Below are 15,517 nucleotides of genomic sequence, written 5' to 3'. Positions count from 1 at the left end.
CTCATGCGATCCGCATCTGGCTCTCAGGGTCGAAGAATACCGCCTTGTCGAGATTGAAGGTGAGCCGTGACGTCTGGCCGGGCGCGATGCGGGCGTCGGCCCGGAGCCGTGCGACGATTTCCTTGCCACCGAGCCGGGTGACGGCGAAGGTGTCGGAGCCGGCCGGTTCGACGACCTCGATCAGGCAATCGCCCTCGGCGACGAATTTCGCGTTGCGATCGGCGCCGTCCGGATCGGTCAGCGCCTCCGGACGGATGCCGAAGACGACATCCTTGCCGGCATAGGCCGAGAGCGCACCGTCATGCGGTACCGCGAGCTTCAGCGGCTCGGCATTCGGCCGCTCCAGCGTGACCGCGACCTCTGCCCCGGCGGTTTCGATCCGCGCCTTCAGCAGGTTCATCGCCGGCGAGCCCATGAAATCCGCGACGAACATGTTGGCCGGGTTGTTGTAGATCTCGGCCGGCGTTCCGAACTGCTGCAGCACGCCGTCCTTCAACACGGCGATCTTGGTGGCAAGCGTCATCGCCTCGATCTGGTCATGCGTCACATAGACGATCGTCGTTTTCATGCGGTGGTGCAGGCGCTTGATTTCCGTCCGCATGTCGACGCGCAGCTTCGCATCGAGGTTCGACAGCGGCTCGTCGAACAGGAAGAGTTTCGGGTCGCGCACCAGGGCCCGGCCCATGGCGACGCGCTGGCGCTGGCCGCCGGAAAGCTGGCCGGGCTTGCGCTCGAGCAGATGGCCGATCTGCAGCATGTCGGCAACCTGCTTGATCGCCTTGTCGCGCTCCTCCTTCGGCACGCCGCGGATTTCCATACCGAAGGCGATGTTCCCGGCGACCGTCATGTTCGGATAGAGCGCATAGGACTGGAACACCATGGCGATATCGCGCTTGGACGGGTGAAGCCCCGAAACCGAGCGGCCATCGATAGCGATGTCGCCCGAGGTGATCGGCTCTAGCCCGGCGATCGTGTTGAGCAACGTGGACTTGCCGCAGCCGGAGGGACCGACGAGCACGAGGAAGCCGCCCTGTTCGATCTCGATGTTGATGTCCTTCAGGATCTCCAGCGAGCCGTATGATTTGCGCAGATTGCTGATTTTCAGGAATGACATGGGCTTATCCTTTCACGGCGCCGGACATCAGCCCGCGGACGAAGTAGCGGCCGGACACGATATAGACGATGAGCGTTGGCAGGGCGGCGAGGATCGCACCCGCGAAGTGGACGTTGTATTCCTTGACGCCTGTCGACGAGCTCACCAGGTTGTTGAGCGCCACCGTCATCGGCGTCGAATAGGGGCCGGAGAACGAGGCGCCGAACAGGAAGTCGTTCCAGATATTGGTGAACTGCCAGATCACCGAGACGACGATGATCGGCCCGGAGGACGGCAGCATAATCCGCCGGAAGATCTGGAAGAAGCTCGCCCCGTCGATCTGCGCGGCACGCACCAGCTCGGTCGGGAAGGCCTCGTAGTAGTTGCGGAAATAGAGCGTCGTGAAGCCGATGCCGTAGACGACATGGACGAGGATCAGCCCCCAGATCGACCCCGCAATACCAAGAATGCCCAGAATGCGCGCCATCGGGATCAGCACGATCTGGAAGGGGATGAAGCAGGACAGGAGCAGCATGCCGAAGAAGATGTTCGCCCCCGGGAACCGCCACTTCGTCAGCACGTAGCCGTTCAGCGCCCCGATGATCGTCGAGATCGCGACGGCTGGAACGACCATCAGGATCGAATTGATAAAGAAGGGCCGAAGGCCGGTCGGCTGCACGCCGATCTGCGCCGTCGACCAGGCCGAAAGCCAGGGCTCGATCGTCCAGGTTTGCGGCAGGTTAAGCATGCCGCCCTGGCGAATTTCATCGAGCGGTTTTAGCGAGTTGACCAGCATCACGTAGAGCGGCAGCAGCGAGTAGAGCGCGAAGAGGATCAGCGCCAGGTAGATCAGCGCCCGGGTCAGGTGGTTGTGCGAGATGACGTTCTCAGGACTGGGAGCGCCCATCAGCGTTTTCCTCCCCGGATTTCGGAATAGAGATAGGGAACGATGATCGAGAAGATCATCACCAGCATGATGATCGCCGACGAGGCGCCGATCGCCATCTGGTTGCGCGTGAAGGTGTAGGAATACATGAAGGTTGCCGGCAGCTCCGTCGCCTGCCCCGGTCCGCCGCCGGTCAAGGCAATGATCAGGTCGTAGGCCTTGATGGCGAGGTGGGCGAGCACCACGAAAGCGGAAAGGAACACCGGCCGCATCAGCGGAATGATGATCCGCCGGTAAATGGTCGGCGTCGTTGCCCCGTCGATCTGAGCCGCCTTGATGATCTCGTTGTCGACGCCGCGAAGGCCCGCGAGGAACATCGCCATGATGAAGCCGGTCGACTGCCAGACGGCGGCGATGACGACGCAATAGATGGCGTAGTTGCGGTCCTTGATCCAGTTGAAGGAGAAGCTCTCCCAGCCCCAGAGATGCATGGTGTTTTCAAGCCCGATGCCGGGGTCGAGGAACCACTTCCAGGCGGTGCCGGTGACGATGAAGGAGAGCGCCATCGGATAGAGATAGATCGGCCGGAGAAACCCTTCGGCGCGGATCTTCTGGTCGAGCAGGATCGCCAGCGCCAGGCCGAGCACCGAGCAGATGACGATATAGAGCGTCGCGAAGATCGCCAGGTTGCTGACCGCCCGCCACCAGTGCGGCAGGGCCCACAGCCTGCTGTAGTTCAAGAAGCCGACGAAATTGTAGGACGGCAGCATCTTGCTGTCCGTCAGCGACAGGAAGCCCGTATAGACGATGAAGCCGTAGACGAACACCAGAACTATGAGAAAGCTGGGGGCGAGCACGAGCTTTGGCAGAAGCTCCTGCAGCCGGGTGCGGCTATCCATGTTTGTTACCACCGTATCGTTTCGTTCGTGCCGCGTGACTGCCCCTCACCCTAGCCCTCTCCCCGCAGGCGGGGAGAGGGGACGGGGCGTAGCGGCTCGCCCCACCACAAAAGGCCAGAGGGCGCCGGACTTCGCCACTTGTCCCTTCTCCCCGCGCGCGGGGAGAAGGTGGCCGGCAGGCCGGATGAGGGGCAGGCCCTGCTTTCGTTTACTTCGCAGCCTCGACCGCCGCGGCGAGTTCCTTGACCGCCTCTTCGGAGCTGAGCTCGCCGTTGAACTGGCGGGTCACCACGTCATAGATGGCGTTCTTGACGGCGGCCGGGTTGGCGTGGCCATGCGCCATGGAACCCATGAGCGTGCCGTTGGCATTGGCTTCGGCAAGGTCCTTCATGCCCTTCTTGCCGCAGGCGTCGAAGTCCGTGTCCGGAACGTCGGTGCGGGCCGGAACGGATCCCTTCACCACGTTAAAGGCCGACTGGAAGGTCGGGCTTTCGATGGCGGAGGCCATCTGCATCTGCGCCGGAACCTTGTCGTCGGAAACCTTGAACATGACGAACTGGTCGGAGTTGAAGGTGACGGAGCCCTGTGTTCCCGGGAAGCGCATGCAGACGAAATCTGTGCCGGGCACCTTCTTCGCCTTCAGGAACTCGCCCTTCGCCCAGTCGCCCATGAACTGCAGGCCGGCCTTGTTCTCGATGACCATCGCGGAAGCAAGATTCCAGTCGCGGCCGGAGAAGTTGTCGTCGACATAGGAGCGAAGCTTCGTCATCCGGTCGAAGGCTTCCTTCATCTTGTCGCCGCCGAGCGTCGCCGGATCGAGGTCGATAAAGGCCTTCTTGTAGACGTCGTTGCCAAGCGAAAGCACGACCGCGTCGAAGATCGTCGCATCCTGCCACGCCTGCCCGCCGTGGGCGATCGGGGTGATTCCCTGCTCCTTGAACTTATCGAGCAACGCGATCAGTTCATCCCAGTTCGCCGGCTCCTTGCCGCCGGCCTTGTCGAGAGCGGCCTTGTTGATCCAGACCCAGTTGGTCGAATGGACGTTGACCGGCGCGGCGATCCAGTGGCCGTCATATTTCGAGAACTGCTGCAGCGCGGTCGGAACCACCTTGTCCCAGCCTTCCTTGGCGGCAATGTCGTCAAGGTTACCGAGCGCGCCTTCCTTGGCCCAGTCGAGGATGTCGAAGCCGAGCATCTGCACCGCCGTCGGCGCGTTGCCGGAGGTGACGCGGGCGCGAAGCACCGTCATCGCTTCGGTGCCGCCGCCGCCGGCGACCGGCATATCGGTCCAGCCGATGCCCTTGCCTTCCAGGTCCTTTTTCAGGACATCAAGTGCGCCGGCCTCGGCCCCTGACGTCCACCAGTGCAACACTTCCACATTCTCTGCTGCACGCGCGGCGGTTGCCGCCAACATCAATGCTGCAACAGCCGTCGTCGTCATCAACTTGCGCATCGTTTTCCTCCCGTTTGCAAGTTACCGAAGCGGAAATTCCTTCCGCCTTTTTGGATTGCCTGCCCACTCCCTCGGGCAGCCTGGGCTTGCGGCATGCGCCGCCGCACAATTTAAAACGTTACAAATCACCACAAGTCAAGCGGAGGGCCCTGTTCCGCCCTCTTCCCACCAAAACCGACTGATTTCCCTGCATTATAGGCCATGTCGGCGATGCTGCACCGCAGCAACACGCGAGCGACACAGCGATTTAAAACGTTTGCATGATACGATTGCCTATTGGTTCGCGTCACGTTACAAATGCCGCTCTTGACCGCTTGCAGGAAAGCATCCGTTTGGCCGATCCTTCGAAACTCGTCCGCCCCGGAAGTGCCACGGAAAAACGCGGTAAGCCGACCCTGCGCACCATCGCCGACATCACCGGTCTCGCCGTCACCACGGTCTCGCGGGCGCTTGCCGATGCGCCGCAGATCTCGCTCGAGACGCGCCAGCGGGTGCGTCAGGTGGCGCTCGACATCGGCTACTCGCCGGACCGCGCTGCCCAGCGCCTGAAGACCGGACGCACCAATGTGATTGCCGTGCTGCTCGAGCCGCACGAGGAGATCCTCGGCTACGGCACTTCCGTCATGGCCGGCATCGCCCGGGCCTTGCAGGGCACCGCCTACCACCTGATTGTCATGCCGAATTTCCACGACACGGCGAATATCGAGGCGGTGAACTACATCATCCGCAACGGCATGGCCGACGGGTTGATCTTCTCGCGCACCGAACCGCTCGACCCGCGCGTCAAGCTGCTTTCGGAGACCGGCTTTCCCTTCGTCACGCATGGCCGCACCGAGCTCGCTACGGCGCATCCCTTCGTCGACTACGACAACTTCACCTTCACGTACGAGGCGACGAGGCGGTTGATCGCCAAGGGACGACGCAAGCCGGCGCTGATCAGCGGTCCGGCCGGGTTCACCTTCAGCAGCCACATCCTGCACGGCTTCATGACGGCTGTACGCGAGGCGGGTTGCGCCTACGAGATCCTTTCCGACATTGATCTCGACAGCCCGGCCGGCGCGATCCGCGATCGGATCCGCCAGCGCCAGGCCGACGGGGATCCGCCGGACGGCTTCACCTGTGGCGGCGAGGTCTGCGCCCTGGCGACGATCACCGGCATGAGCGATTGCGGCCTGACGCTCGGGCTCGAATACGACATCGTCGCCAAGCAGACGTCGCCGCTGCTCGGCGCCATCCAGCCACGGGTCGACACGATCTACGAGGACCTGACCGAAACCGGCGAACACATGGGGCGCATCCTGCTGCGCCGCATCGGCGGCAGCACCGATATCGGCGAGTTGCAATTGCTGCTCGACCCCGAGCTTCGCTTCAAGCCGGCCGAGGTGCCCTGAGACGGCGCGGCCTGACTCGCGCGCGGCCGAAGCGAGAAGGCACGGCATCAGCCCCTCCCACTTCATCGTCCCTGCGAACCCGGCCAACGAACCCATCTCCGAAGTGCCTCCCGATCCTGATCTCAGCGCGGCATCCACCAGCTGGTGCGCTGGCCGAGATGCATGTTGAGCGTCTTCGTCTCAGTATAGTCCTCGACCGCATGCCGCCCGAGCTCGCGGCCCAGCCCCGACTGCCGATAGCCGCCGAAGGGCAGTTCGGAGGCGCCGTCCATGAAGGTGTTCATCCAGATCGTGCCGGCGCGCACGCGCCGCCCGATTGTCAGGCACGTATCGAAATCGCGGCTCCAGACCCCGGCCGAAAGGCCGTAGTCGATCGAATTGGCGATGCGAATCGCCTCCTCGGCCGTTTCGAAGGTGAGCACCGAGAGCACCGGTCCGAAAACCTCCTCGCGCGCCACCGCCATCTCCGGCCGCACGGCCGAAAGAACGGTCGGCGCCATGAACTGGCCGATGCCGAGATCGAGCGCCGCACCGCCATGGCTGACGGCGGCGCCCTCGCCTGTGGCAGCAGTTACATAGCCGGCGATCTTTTCGAGATGCTGCGGCGTGATGATCGCGCCGACCTGCGTCTCCGGGTCGAGCGGATCGCCGACCTTGACCTTGGCGGAGAGGCTGGCAATGCGCGCCGTCACTTCCTCGGCGATGTCGCGATGCAGGATCAGCCGCGAGCCGGCATTGCAGCATTCGCCGGCATTGAAATAGGCGCCGAAGACGGCGGCATCGATGAACTCGTCGAGATTGGCGTCCGGGAAGACGATCTGTGGGTTCTTGCCGCCAAGTTCGAGCGACACCTTCTTCAGGGTCTGTGCCGCATTCGCCATGGTGAGCCGTCCGACCCCGGTCGAGCCGGTAAAGGAGACCATATCGACATCCGGATGGGTGGTGAGCGGCGCGCCGGCCTCCGGCCCGGTGCCGACAATGATGTTGACGGCGCCCGCCGGCACGCCCGCCGCTTCGAGGATCTCGCCGAGGACGAGCGTCGAGGCGGAGGTGAGCTCCGACGGCTTGACCACCGTCGTGCAGCCGGCAGCAAGCGCGAAGGGCAGCTTCTGGCTGACGATCAGGAACGGGAAGTTCCAGGGTGTGATGATCGACACGACACCGATCGCCTCGCGCAGCACGACGCCGAGCGTGCCCTCGCCGAGCGTATTGTAGCTATCGCCGGAAAGATCGCGGGCAAGGGCGGCCGCATAGCGCCAGATATCGGCGGCACCCGCCAGCTCGCCCTTGGCCTGGCTGATCGGCTTGCCCGATTCGATCGCGTCGAGAAAGGCGAGCTCGTCGGCGCGCGCCGCAATCATGTCGGCGGCGCGCAGAAGGACGAGCGACCGCTCGGACGCCGTCATGCGCGGCCAGGGGCCGCCGTCGAAGGCGCGCCGCGCCGCGGCGATCGCCCGCTCGGCATCCGCCTTCGCCGCAGCCTGGTAGCGGCTGACGACGACGCCGTGACCGGGTGCGACCCGCTCGATCGTCCGGCCCTCGGCACCGGCCACCCATTGGCCGTCGATCAGCATGCGGAATTCGCGGACCTTGTAGTCGCCAAGCGGCTTCGGCCTCAGCAGAACCGTCATCACCATTCTCCCTTGAAGCGCGCTTCGCGTTTTTCGCTGAAGGCGGCCACGCCTTCCTTCAGGTCGCCGGTCTTGGCGACGAGGATCGAGCCCAGCGCCTCGACCGCCGCGCCCCTGTCCTCGCCGTTCGCCGAGGCGATCATCAGTTTCGATATTTCGAGCGCCGCCGGACCGCGACTTGCGATCCGCGCGGCATAATCCCGCGCCGCGGCCATGACAGTGCCGGTCTCGACCACGGCATCGACGAGGCCTTCGGCCCTCGCCTCCTCCGCCGTGAACATCTCGCCGCCGAGCACCATGCGCCGCACGATCTGCGCGCCGAAGCGCGAGATGAGGCGCTGCGTGCCGGACCAGCCGGGCACCATGCCAAGACTCGTTTCGGGCAGGCCGATCTTCACCTGTTTTTCAGCGATGCGGATATCCGCCGCCGCCGCGAGTTCGAGACCGCCACCGAGCGCATGGCCGTTGAGCGCCGCAATCACCGGCATGCGCAGCGTCGCCAGCCGTTCGAAGACGCGGTGACCGAAGCGCACCCAGTCATGGCCGAAGGCGGCAGGCTCCATGCCGCCCCAGGCCTTGATGTCGCCGCCGGCGGAAAAGGCCTTGCCCTCGCCGGTGAGAATCGCGACGCGCACGTCCCGATTGGCTTCGACCGTGTCACAGACCGAGGCCAGCGCCTTCAACATGTCGATGTCGAAGGCGTTGAGTTTTTCCGGTCGCGCGACGGTCATCGTCGCGATCGCGCCGTCGATCTCGACGCGGATGCGTTCGTCAGCCATTGACGCCTCCCGTGATCTCGCGCCGCGGCTTCGCCGGCAACGTCAGGCCGATCGGCGCTTCATGAAACAGCGCCGCGTCCATCACCTTCAGCCTGTCGGAGACCATCAGCGGGAATTCAGATTGGTCGAGGATATGCGCCTCAAGGTCGACGCCCGGCGCGATCTCGGTGAGCACGAGGCCCTCCGGCCTCAGCTTCATGACGCTGCGTTCGGTGACATAGGTGATGTCCTGCCCCTGCTCGATGGCCCGGCGGCCGGAGAAGGTGACGTGCTCGACCTTGTTGACGAGCTTCTTGAGCTTGCCTTCCTTCTCGATGACCAGCCGGCCGTCGGCCACGCCGAGTTTCGCGCCGGCATTGAACATGCCGGAAAATACGATCTTCTTAGCCCGCGCGGTGATGTCGACGAAGCCGCCGGCGCCGGCCGTCACATGCGGGCGGAAGCTGAGCTTCGACACGTTGACCGAGCCGCTGCGGTCGATCTCCAGGAAGGAGAGCAGCGACGCGTCGAAGCCTGCACCCTGGAAATAGGTGAACTGATAGGGCGACGGCATGAAGGCGTCGGCATTGGAGGCACACCCGAAGGCGAAGTCCAGGAGCGGCACGCCGCCGACCGCGCCCTGCTCGATCACCCAGGTGACGGCACCATGCAGCCCCTCTTCCAGCAGGATACGGGGCACGTTGGCGGAAATGCCGAAGCCGAGATTGACGGCGCTGCCCGCTTCGAGCTCCTGCGCGACGCGGCGGGCGATCACCTTCTGGATGTTGAATTCCGGGACGCGGAAACTGTCGAGCGGCCGGAAGATCTCGCCGGAGATCGCCGGATCGTAGAGCGTCTGGGTCGTCTGCCTTTGATCCGGATCGACGATGACATAATCGACGAGGACGCCCGGCACCCGCACGTCGTGGGGTTTGAACGAACCTTCCTTGGCAATGCGCTTCACCTGGGCGATGACGATGCCGCCATTGTTGCGGGCGGCGAGCGCCTGGTCGAGGCCGCCCAGATAGGCGCCTTCATGCTCGTAGGTCAGATTGCCGCGCTCGTCCGCCGTCGTCGCCCGGATGATCGCCACCTCAGGGGCGATCGCCTTGAAATAGAGCCAGTCCTCGCCCTCGAAGGAAATCTTCTTCACCACCGGTTCGCTCGCCGCGGAGGCGTTCATGGCGCAGCCTTCGCGCGACGGGTCGACGAAAGTATCAAGCCCGACCTTGGTCATCACGCCCGGACGCTTCGCCGCCGCCTCGCGATGCATGTCGAAGAGAATCCCGGAGGGGATGTTGTAGGCCGCGACTTCATCGGCGCCGATCATCTGCCAGATCAAAGGCGGCTCGGCGCTCGACGGTCCGGAGGGATAGGAGCCGCCGATGATCCTCTTCAGCAGACCCTTCCTGGCGATGTAATCGACCCCCTTGATGCCGCTCATGTCGCCGGCGGCGATCGGGTGCAGGGTCGTCAGATCGCGCGGGTGGCCGGTCGCCTCGAAGCGCTCGCCGATCGCCTTCAGCATCAGGTCCGGGCAGCCGAGACCGCTGGAGGAGGAGACCGAAACGACGGCTCCGTCCGGGATCATTGCAGCCGCTTCTGCCGGCGAAATATGCTTGCTCATCGACATCAAAGTCCCGTTTCGATCTGGGCGGCGACGCCGGTGGCCGCCGCCTTGACGACGGCAAGACCGGTGGCGAGCGACCAGACGCCGTCCTCGCCCGTCGCCGACGGCCGGCCGTTTCCTTCGATAGCGGCATGGAAGGCGTTGAGCGCCGTCTCGTAGAGATTGCGGTGGTCGAGCGGCAGTTCGACCTCGCCCTCTTCGTTCCTGAGCGTCACGGTGCCGACCGGACGCTGGGTCATGACGTTGCGGCCGATCAGCGAACCGTCGGTGCCGTGCACTTCAAGCCCGGTCTCGGCATATTTTGTCGTGAAGGCATCGTGGAACTGCGCGATGACGCCGGAGCGGAAGCGTAAAGTCCCCATGACGCCGTCTTCGAGCCCCTCCTTGCCCATGCCGGCGGCGTGGCTGATCGCCACCGCCTCGATCGGATCGTCGTTGAGGATGAAGCGCAGCGTATCGGCATCGTGAACGGTGATGTCGAGGATGACGCCGCCGCCCGCTTCCGGCTTGTCGAGCCGCCAGCCCTGGAGGTGCGGCGGCAGATAGACGGCGTGAAATACGCGCGCCGCAATCGGTCTACCGATCCGGCCGGCGGCGATCGCCTCGCGCATCGCCCGATGCGTGGCGGCGTTGCGCAGGTGATGGTTCGTGCCGAGCTGGACGCCGGCCTCGCAGGCCTTCAGCACCATTTCGCAGCCGTCGTTGAGATTCATCGCCAGCGGCTTCTCGCAGAGAACATGCTTGCCAGCGTGAATCGCCGCGAGCGCCTGGTCATGATGCAGCTCGTTGGTCGTCGAGATATAGACGGCATCGACCTCCGGATCGCCGACCAGGTCGTCGATGCTGGTAACGGCCTTGGCGATGCCGTTTTCAGCGGCATAGGCCTGCCCACGCTCCTCGCTCGAGCTCATCACGGAAACGACCTCGCCGCCGGCGGCGCGGATCGCCCCGATCACCCATTCGCGCGCGATCGTGCTCGCGCCGATCAATCCCCATCGGATCATGACGATATCTCCTTCACTCTGCGCTCGACGAGGCCGCCGCAACTCTGGCGAACGACGAGCCGCACCGGGCTGATGATCGCTTCAGGCTCGGCACGCCCGGCATTGATCTGCTTCAGCAGCAATTGCGCCGCACGATCGCCCATGCCCTGCGGATCGACCGAAACCGTCGTCAGCGCCGGCACCGCGGTCTTGGCCTCGATCACATCGTCGAAACCGATCACCGCGAAATCTGCCCCCGGCTCCAGCCGCCGCGCACGCAATCCATCGCAGACGCCGAAGGCGACGGCATCGTTGAAGCAGAGCGCCGCTGTCGGCCTCTCCTTCAGCATCATTGCCTGCTCGATCGCCGTGACGCCGCCCGCACGCGATGGCGCCGAACCGATGATGAGTTCGTCTGGGGTCGACATTCCCGCCTCGCGCAGCGCATCGCGATAGCCGCGCATGCGCGCCTCGAAGACCGCAGTGTCCGGGAAACCACCGAGAAAGGCGATGCGGCGATGACCACGCTCGACGAGATGCCGCACGGCAGCCACGGCCCCGGCATGATTATCGGAGATCAGCGACGACACACCCGCATCCGCAATGTCGCGCACGACGAGGACGACCGGAATGCCGCTGGCGACGAGCGGCGCAAGATCGGCGGCTTCCGTGCCGCGCGCCGGCGAGATGATCAGTCCGGAGACGCCATGTTCGCGCATCGAGGCGATGACCTCGCGCTGGCGCTCGATCTTCTCGCTCGTATTGGCAAGGAACTGCACGAAGCCGGCCGACTGCACCACCGCATCGACTCCGACGGCGAGCTCCGCGAAGAAGCTGTTCGTCAGGTCGTTGACGACGATGCCGATGATCTTCGACTTCGCCTGGCGCAGATTGGCGGCGCTGCGATTATAGACATAGCCGAGCTCGCGGATCGCCACATTCACCTTGGCGCGCGTCGCCTCGTTGACGAGCGCGCTTCCCTGCAGGACGAGAGACACGGTCGACTTCGACACGCCGGCGGCGCGCGCTATGTCGACGACCGTCACCCGCTCCTTCGCCATCTCGTTCTCCCATTGGCATTTGATCTGTCCCGCCCTTAATAATTGGAACGTTCCAATCTCGTCAAGAGGCTTTCATTCACATTTTTGGGGGCTCTGCGTGCGGCGGCGAGGCTTCTTCCTCCATGCAGAGAGGCGATATGCACCTACATTGCAAGGCTTTTGTAGGTTTAGACCGATAGATGCGCCGTGCCGCACGCCATAGCCTCTCGCGAAGGACACAATTTTCCGCCTTGCAATTTGGAACGATCTAAATTACTCGTTGCCACAAATCTGAGGAGGATCAAGCCCGATGACCAGCCTTTTGCTGCCGCGCCAGGACGGCTCGCTCGAAGAATACCGGCTCCAGGGATCGCCGAATACCCGGCCGGCTTCGGTGCCCACCTTCAACCGCATCGCCTATGCGGCCGCACATGTCGTTTCCGATCCGCTGCACGACGCCGATCCCTGGGGCAATCCGGCGATCGACTGGGAGGCGACGATGGCCTTCCGCCATCATCTGTGGAGCCTCGGCTTCAAGATCGCCGAGGCGATGGACACCGCCCAGCGCGGTATGGGGCTTTCCTGGGCGGGCGCCCAGGAACTGATTCGCCGTTCGCTTGCCGAAGCGCGCAGCGTGCCGGGTGCGGATCTCGCCTGCGGCGCCGGCACCGACCATCTCGCTGCCGCGGACGCGCGGTCGATCGAGGATGTCATCGCCGCCTATGAGGAGCAGGTCGGTTTCGTCGAGGGGGAGGGCGGGCGTGCGATCATGATGGCAAGCCGGGCGCTGGCGCGCGTCGCGCGCTCCGGGGACGACTACCGGCGCGTCTACGGCCATATCCTCGCCCAGGCAAAGGACAAAATCGTGCTGCACTGGCTCGGCGACATGTTCGACCCGCAGCTGAGAGGCTACTGGGGCTCCGAGAATTTCGGGGAGGCGCTCGAAACGGTTCTGTCGATCATCGAAGAGAACAGCGCCAAGGTCGAAGGCATCAAGATCTCGCTGCTCGACAACGCCAAGGAAGTGGCGTTGCGCGACCGGCTGCCGGATGGCGTGCTCTGCTTCACCGGCGACGACTTCAATTATGCCGAGCTGATCGAGGGCGACGGTACGAAATACAGCCATGCGCTGCTTGGCATCTTCGACGCCGTCGCGCCGTCCGCCTCGAAGGCGCTTGCGGCACTCGCGGCCGGCGATCTCGCCACCTTCCGCGGCGTCATCGAGCCCACGGTGCCGCTGTCCCGCAAGATATTCGAGGCGCCGACCCAATATTACAAGGCCGGCGTCGTGTTTCTTGCCTGGCTGAACGGCCACCAGCGCCATTTCACCCTGCCGGCCGGGCTGCAGTCGGCCCGTGGGTTGCTGCACTATGCGGAGATCTTCCGCCTCGCCGACCGGGCCAATGTGCTTGACAGGCCGGAACTGGCGGCTGCGCGGATGCGCAGACTGCTGGCAGTTCTGGGGGTAGAGCAGGCGGCTTGAAAAGGGGGCTGGCCCCTCCTTTTCCGGGGGAGGGGCCGTGTGCAAGCGCACCGGGGCCGTTACTGCACCCGTTTCAGGGCATCGCCGAGGATTGAGACGATCTCGCCGAATTGCTGCTTCTCGACAATCAGCGGCGGCGAGAAGGCGATGATGTCGCCGGTGACGCGGATCAACAGACCCTTTTCGAAGCAATCGACGAAGACATCGTAGGCGCGGGCGCCGGGTGCGCCGTCGCGGGATTTGAGCTCGATGCCGGCGATGAGGCCGATGGTGCGGATGTCGATGACATGCGGCAGGCCCCGCAGCGAATGCATCGCCTCGTGCCAGTCCTCCTGCAGCTCGGCGGCGCGGGTCATTAGCCCCTCGTCGCGATAGATGTCGAGGGTGGCGATGCCGGCGGCGCAGGCGGCCGGGTGGCCGGAATAGGTGTAGCCGTGGAAGAGTTCGATCTGGCTTTCCGGCCCCTGCATCATCGCGTCGTGCACCTTGCGGCTGGCAAAGACCGCGCCCATCGGAATGGCGCCGTTGGTCAGCCCCTTGGCAGTGGTGACGAGGTCTGGCGTGACGCCGAAATAGTCGGTCGCGAAGGCGGCACCGAGGCGGCCGAAGCCGGTGATCACCTCGTCGAAGATCAACAGGATGCCGTGCTTGTCGCAGATGGCGCGGAGCCGCTCGAGATAGCCCTTCGGCGGGATCAGCACACCGGTCGAGCCGGCGACGGGCTCGACGATACAGGCAGCGATCGTCTCGGCGCCATGCAGCGCCACCAGCCTTTCGAGGTCATCGGCAAGGTCGGCGCCATGTTCCGGCTGGCCCTTGACGAAGGCGTTCCTGGCAAGGTCATGGGTGTGGCGGAGATGGTCGGAGCCCGGAAGTTGCGGAAAGACGCGGCGATTGTTGAGGATGCCGCCGACCGAGATGCCGCCGAAGCCGACCCCGTGATAGCCACGCTCGCGGCCGATCAAACGGGTGCGGGTGCCTTGGCCGATCGCGCGCTGATAGGCGAGCGCGATCTTCAGCGCCGTGTCGACCGATTCCGAGCCGGAGCCGGTGAAGAACACCCGATCGAGCTTGGCGCCCGCCGGGCCCGGGGCAATTTCGGCCAGCCGCTCGGCAAAGTCGAAGGCGATCGGATGGCCCATCTGGAAGGACGGGGCGAAGTCCATGGTCGAAAGCTGCCGCTCGACGGCGGCGGCGATCTGCCGGCGGCCATGGCCGGCATTGACGCACCAGAGGCCGGCGGTGCCGTCGAGAATCCTGCGTCCGTCGACGCTGGTGTAATGCATGCCCTCGGCCGAGGCGAGCAGGCGCGGCGCCGCCTTGAACTGGCGATTGGCGGTAAAGGGCATCCAGTAGCTGTCGAGAACCGGGGTATTGGGCTTGTTGTGGGCGTTCATGGCATCCTCCTGTCAGGTGGGGGATTGACGCCATGATTTGGATTGGCAAACAAGTCCTTTTCTTCATTGAACTAAGCCATTGGATTTCCTAGCCTCTGTTTGATAGAGTTTCGATATTCCGAACAACGTCAACAGGGGATCTGCGAGTGAACGTCGATATCGGCAGCCGCCTGCGGCATGTGCGGCTGATGCACAATCTCTCCCAGCGCGAATTGGCGAAGCGAGCGGGCGTCACCAACTCGACCATTTCGCTGATCGAATCGAACGCCTCGAACCCTTCGGTCGGTGCGCTGAAGCGGATTCTCGACGGCATTCCGATCGGGCTTGCCGAGTTCTTCTCCTTCGAGCCGGAAAAGCCGCGCAAGGCCTTCTATGCGGCCGACGAGCTGGTGGAGATCGGCAAGGGGCCGATTTCCTATCGCCAGATCGGCGACAATCTCTTCGGCCGCGGCCTGCAGATCCTGAAGGAGTGCTATCAGCCGGGGGCAGACACCGGCAAGGTGCCGCTAGTGCATGAAGGCGAGGAGGGCGGGATCGTGCTTTCCGGACGTCTGGAGGTCACCGTCGACCACGAGCGCCGCATCCTCGGGCCGGGAGATGCCTATTATTTCGAAAGCCGGCGCCCGCACCGCTTCCGCTGCGTCGGGCCGGTGCCCTGCGAGGTGATCAGCGCCTGCACGCCGCCGACGTTTTGAGAGCAAAGAAGGCCGCGGTGACGACAGCGCGAGAATGCCCCTCCCCAACCCCTCCCCACAGGTGGGAGGGGCTTTGGTGCGCGCGGCGCCCGGGCTGCCATTTTCCTAAGCTCGACCCTGCTGCAACGATGCAAGCGAGGCGAAGTGAGTGCCGCAGGTTAAGCCCCTCCCACCTGTG

Annotated in this window: 13 protein-coding genes; 3 read left to right on the top strand and 10 right to left on the bottom strand. The window is 64.4% G+C overall.

What is annotated here, in order from left to right; translation table 11 throughout:
* Position 1: 1 nt before the first annotated feature.
* The 4 genes from ATC00_RS02500 to ATC00_RS02485 form a co-directional block, all read right to left on the bottom strand.
* Positions 2-1,114 carry an ABC transporter ATP-binding protein gene (locus ATC00_RS02500; protein WP_064251870.1) on the bottom strand — a complete coding sequence of 371 codons (1,113 nt, stop codon included), beginning with the start codon at positions 1,112-1,114 and terminating at the stop codon, positions 2-4.
* A gap of 4 nt (positions 1,115-1,118) precedes the next feature.
* The gene (locus tag ATC00_RS02495; protein ID WP_064251869.1) at positions 1,119-2,000 is read right to left on the bottom strand and encodes a carbohydrate ABC transporter permease; all 882 of its coding nucleotides are present in this window, start codon (positions 1,998-2,000) and stop codon (positions 1,119-1,121) included.
* Positions 2,000-2,878, bottom strand: coding sequence for a carbohydrate ABC transporter permease (locus ATC00_RS02490; RefSeq protein WP_064251868.1), 879 nt, complete (start codon positions 2,876-2,878; stop codon positions 2,000-2,002). The genes ATC00_RS02495 and ATC00_RS02490 overlap by 1 nt, the downstream gene beginning before the upstream one ends.
* Before the next feature lie 208 nt (positions 2,879-3,086).
* The gene (locus ATC00_RS02485) at positions 3,087-4,331 is read right to left on the bottom strand and encodes an ABC transporter substrate-binding protein (RefSeq protein ID WP_064251867.1); all 1,245 of its coding nucleotides are present in this window, start codon (positions 4,329-4,331) and stop codon (positions 3,087-3,089) included.
* A gap of 332 nt (positions 4,332-4,663) precedes the next feature.
* On the opposite strand from ATC00_RS02485, the gene ATC00_RS02480 reads away from it, so the two are divergent.
* Positions 4,664-5,722 (top strand): LacI family transcriptional regulator, encoded by a 1,059-nt coding sequence (locus ATC00_RS02480; protein WP_064251866.1) that lies wholly within the window; start codon positions 4,664-4,666, stop codon positions 5,720-5,722.
* Positions 5,723-5,844: 122 nt separating this feature from the next.
* Here ATC00_RS02480 and ATC00_RS02475 read toward each other — a convergent pair whose 3' ends face one another.
* The 5 genes from ATC00_RS02475 to ATC00_RS02455 are packed head-to-tail and all read right to left on the bottom strand — an operon-like array spanning position 5,845 to position 11,785.
* Positions 5,845-7,353, bottom strand: a complete 1,509-nt coding sequence (locus tag ATC00_RS02475) for an aldehyde dehydrogenase family protein (protein ID WP_064251865.1) — start codon at positions 7,351-7,353, stop codon at positions 5,845-5,847.
* The gene (locus tag ATC00_RS02470) at positions 7,353-8,132 is read right to left on the bottom strand and encodes an enoyl-CoA hydratase/isomerase family protein (RefSeq protein WP_064251864.1); all 780 of its coding nucleotides are present in this window, start codon (positions 8,130-8,132) and stop codon (positions 7,353-7,355) included. Before ATC00_RS02470 ends, ATC00_RS02475 begins: the two co-directional genes overlap by 1 nt.
* A complete protein-coding gene (locus ATC00_RS02465; RefSeq protein ID WP_064251863.1) occupies positions 8,125-9,744 on the bottom strand; it encodes an acyl CoA:acetate/3-ketoacid CoA transferase in 1,620 nt (539 codons plus the stop codon). The genes ATC00_RS02470 and ATC00_RS02465 overlap by 8 nt, the downstream gene beginning before the upstream one ends.
* Positions 9,744-10,745, bottom strand: coding sequence for a Gfo/Idh/MocA family protein (locus ATC00_RS02460; protein ID WP_064251862.1), 1,002 nt, complete (start codon positions 10,743-10,745; stop codon positions 9,744-9,746). Before ATC00_RS02460 ends, ATC00_RS02465 begins: the two co-directional genes overlap by 1 nt.
* The gene (locus ATC00_RS02455) at positions 10,742-11,785 is read right to left on the bottom strand and encodes a LacI family DNA-binding transcriptional regulator (RefSeq protein ID WP_064251861.1); all 1,044 of its coding nucleotides are present in this window, start codon (positions 11,783-11,785) and stop codon (positions 10,742-10,744) included. Before ATC00_RS02455 ends, ATC00_RS02460 begins: the two co-directional genes overlap by 4 nt.
* Before the next feature lie 289 nt (positions 11,786-12,074).
* On the opposite strand from ATC00_RS02455, the gene ATC00_RS02450 reads away from it, so the two are divergent.
* Positions 12,075-13,247, top strand: coding sequence for a dihydrodipicolinate synthase family protein (locus ATC00_RS02450; protein ID WP_064251860.1), 1,173 nt, complete (start codon positions 12,075-12,077; stop codon positions 13,245-13,247).
* 59 nt (positions 13,248-13,306) lie between these two features.
* Here ATC00_RS02450 and aptA read toward each other — a convergent pair whose 3' ends face one another.
* Positions 13,307-14,644 carry an omega-aminotransferase AptA gene (aptA, locus tag ATC00_RS02445; protein ID WP_064251859.1) on the bottom strand — a complete coding sequence of 446 codons (1,338 nt, stop codon included), beginning with the start codon at positions 14,642-14,644 and terminating at the stop codon, positions 13,307-13,309.
* Between the two features lie 146 nt (positions 14,645-14,790).
* Between aptA and ATC00_RS02440 the strand changes: the two genes are divergently transcribed.
* The gene (locus tag ATC00_RS02440) at positions 14,791-15,339 is read left to right on the top strand and encodes a cupin domain-containing protein (RefSeq protein WP_064251858.1); all 549 of its coding nucleotides are present in this window, start codon (positions 14,791-14,793) and stop codon (positions 15,337-15,339) included.
* Positions 15,340-15,517 lie beyond the last annotated feature (178 nt).

Source organism: Sinorhizobium americanum, from assembly GCF_001651855.1.
Classification (GTDB): domain Bacteria; phylum Pseudomonadota; class Alphaproteobacteria; order Rhizobiales; family Rhizobiaceae; genus Sinorhizobium; species Sinorhizobium americanum.
The sequence above is the reverse complement of the archived record's forward strand: the minus strand, read 5'-3'. Positions and strand labels throughout refer to the sequence as shown.

Bases quoted from the DNA above. Each gene is read 5' to 3' on its own strand.
- ATC00_RS02500 (WP_064251870.1), bottom strand. From the start codon at position 1,114: ATGTCATTCCTGAAAATCAGCAATCTGCGCAAATCATACGGCTCGCTG.
- ATC00_RS02495 (WP_064251869.1), bottom strand. From the start codon at position 2,000: ATGGGCGCTCCCAGTCCTGAGAACGTCATCTCGCACAACCACCTGACC.
- ATC00_RS02490 (WP_064251868.1), bottom strand. From the start codon at position 2,878: ATGGATAGCCGCACCCGGCTGCAGGAGCTTCTGCCAAAGCTCGTGCTC.
- ATC00_RS02485 (WP_064251867.1), bottom strand. From the start codon at position 4,331: ATGCGCAAGTTGATGACGACGACGGCTGTTGCAGCATTGATGTTGGCG.
- ATC00_RS02475 (WP_064251865.1), bottom strand. From the start codon at position 7,353: ATGACGGTTCTGCTGAGGCCGAAGCCGCTTGGCGACTACAAGGTCCGC.
- ATC00_RS02470 (WP_064251864.1), bottom strand. From the start codon at position 8,132: ATGGCTGACGAACGCATCCGCGTCGAGATCGACGGCGCGATCGCGACG.
- ATC00_RS02465 (WP_064251863.1), bottom strand. From the start codon at position 9,744: ATGTCGATGAGCAAGCATATTTCGCCGGCAGAAGCGGCTGCAATGATC.
- ATC00_RS02460 (WP_064251862.1), bottom strand. From the start codon at position 10,745: ATGATCCGATGGGGATTGATCGGCGCGAGCACGATCGCGCGCGAATGG.
- ATC00_RS02455 (WP_064251861.1), bottom strand. From the start codon at position 11,785: ATGGCGAAGGAGCGGGTGACGGTCGTCGACATAGCGCGCGCCGCCGGC.
- ATC00_RS02450 (WP_064251860.1), top strand. From the start codon at position 12,075: ATGACCAGCCTTTTGCTGCCGCGCCAGGACGGCTCGCTCGAAGAATAC.
- aptA (WP_064251859.1), bottom strand. From the start codon at position 14,644: ATGAACGCCCACAACAAGCCCAATACCCCGGTTCTCGACAGCTACTGG.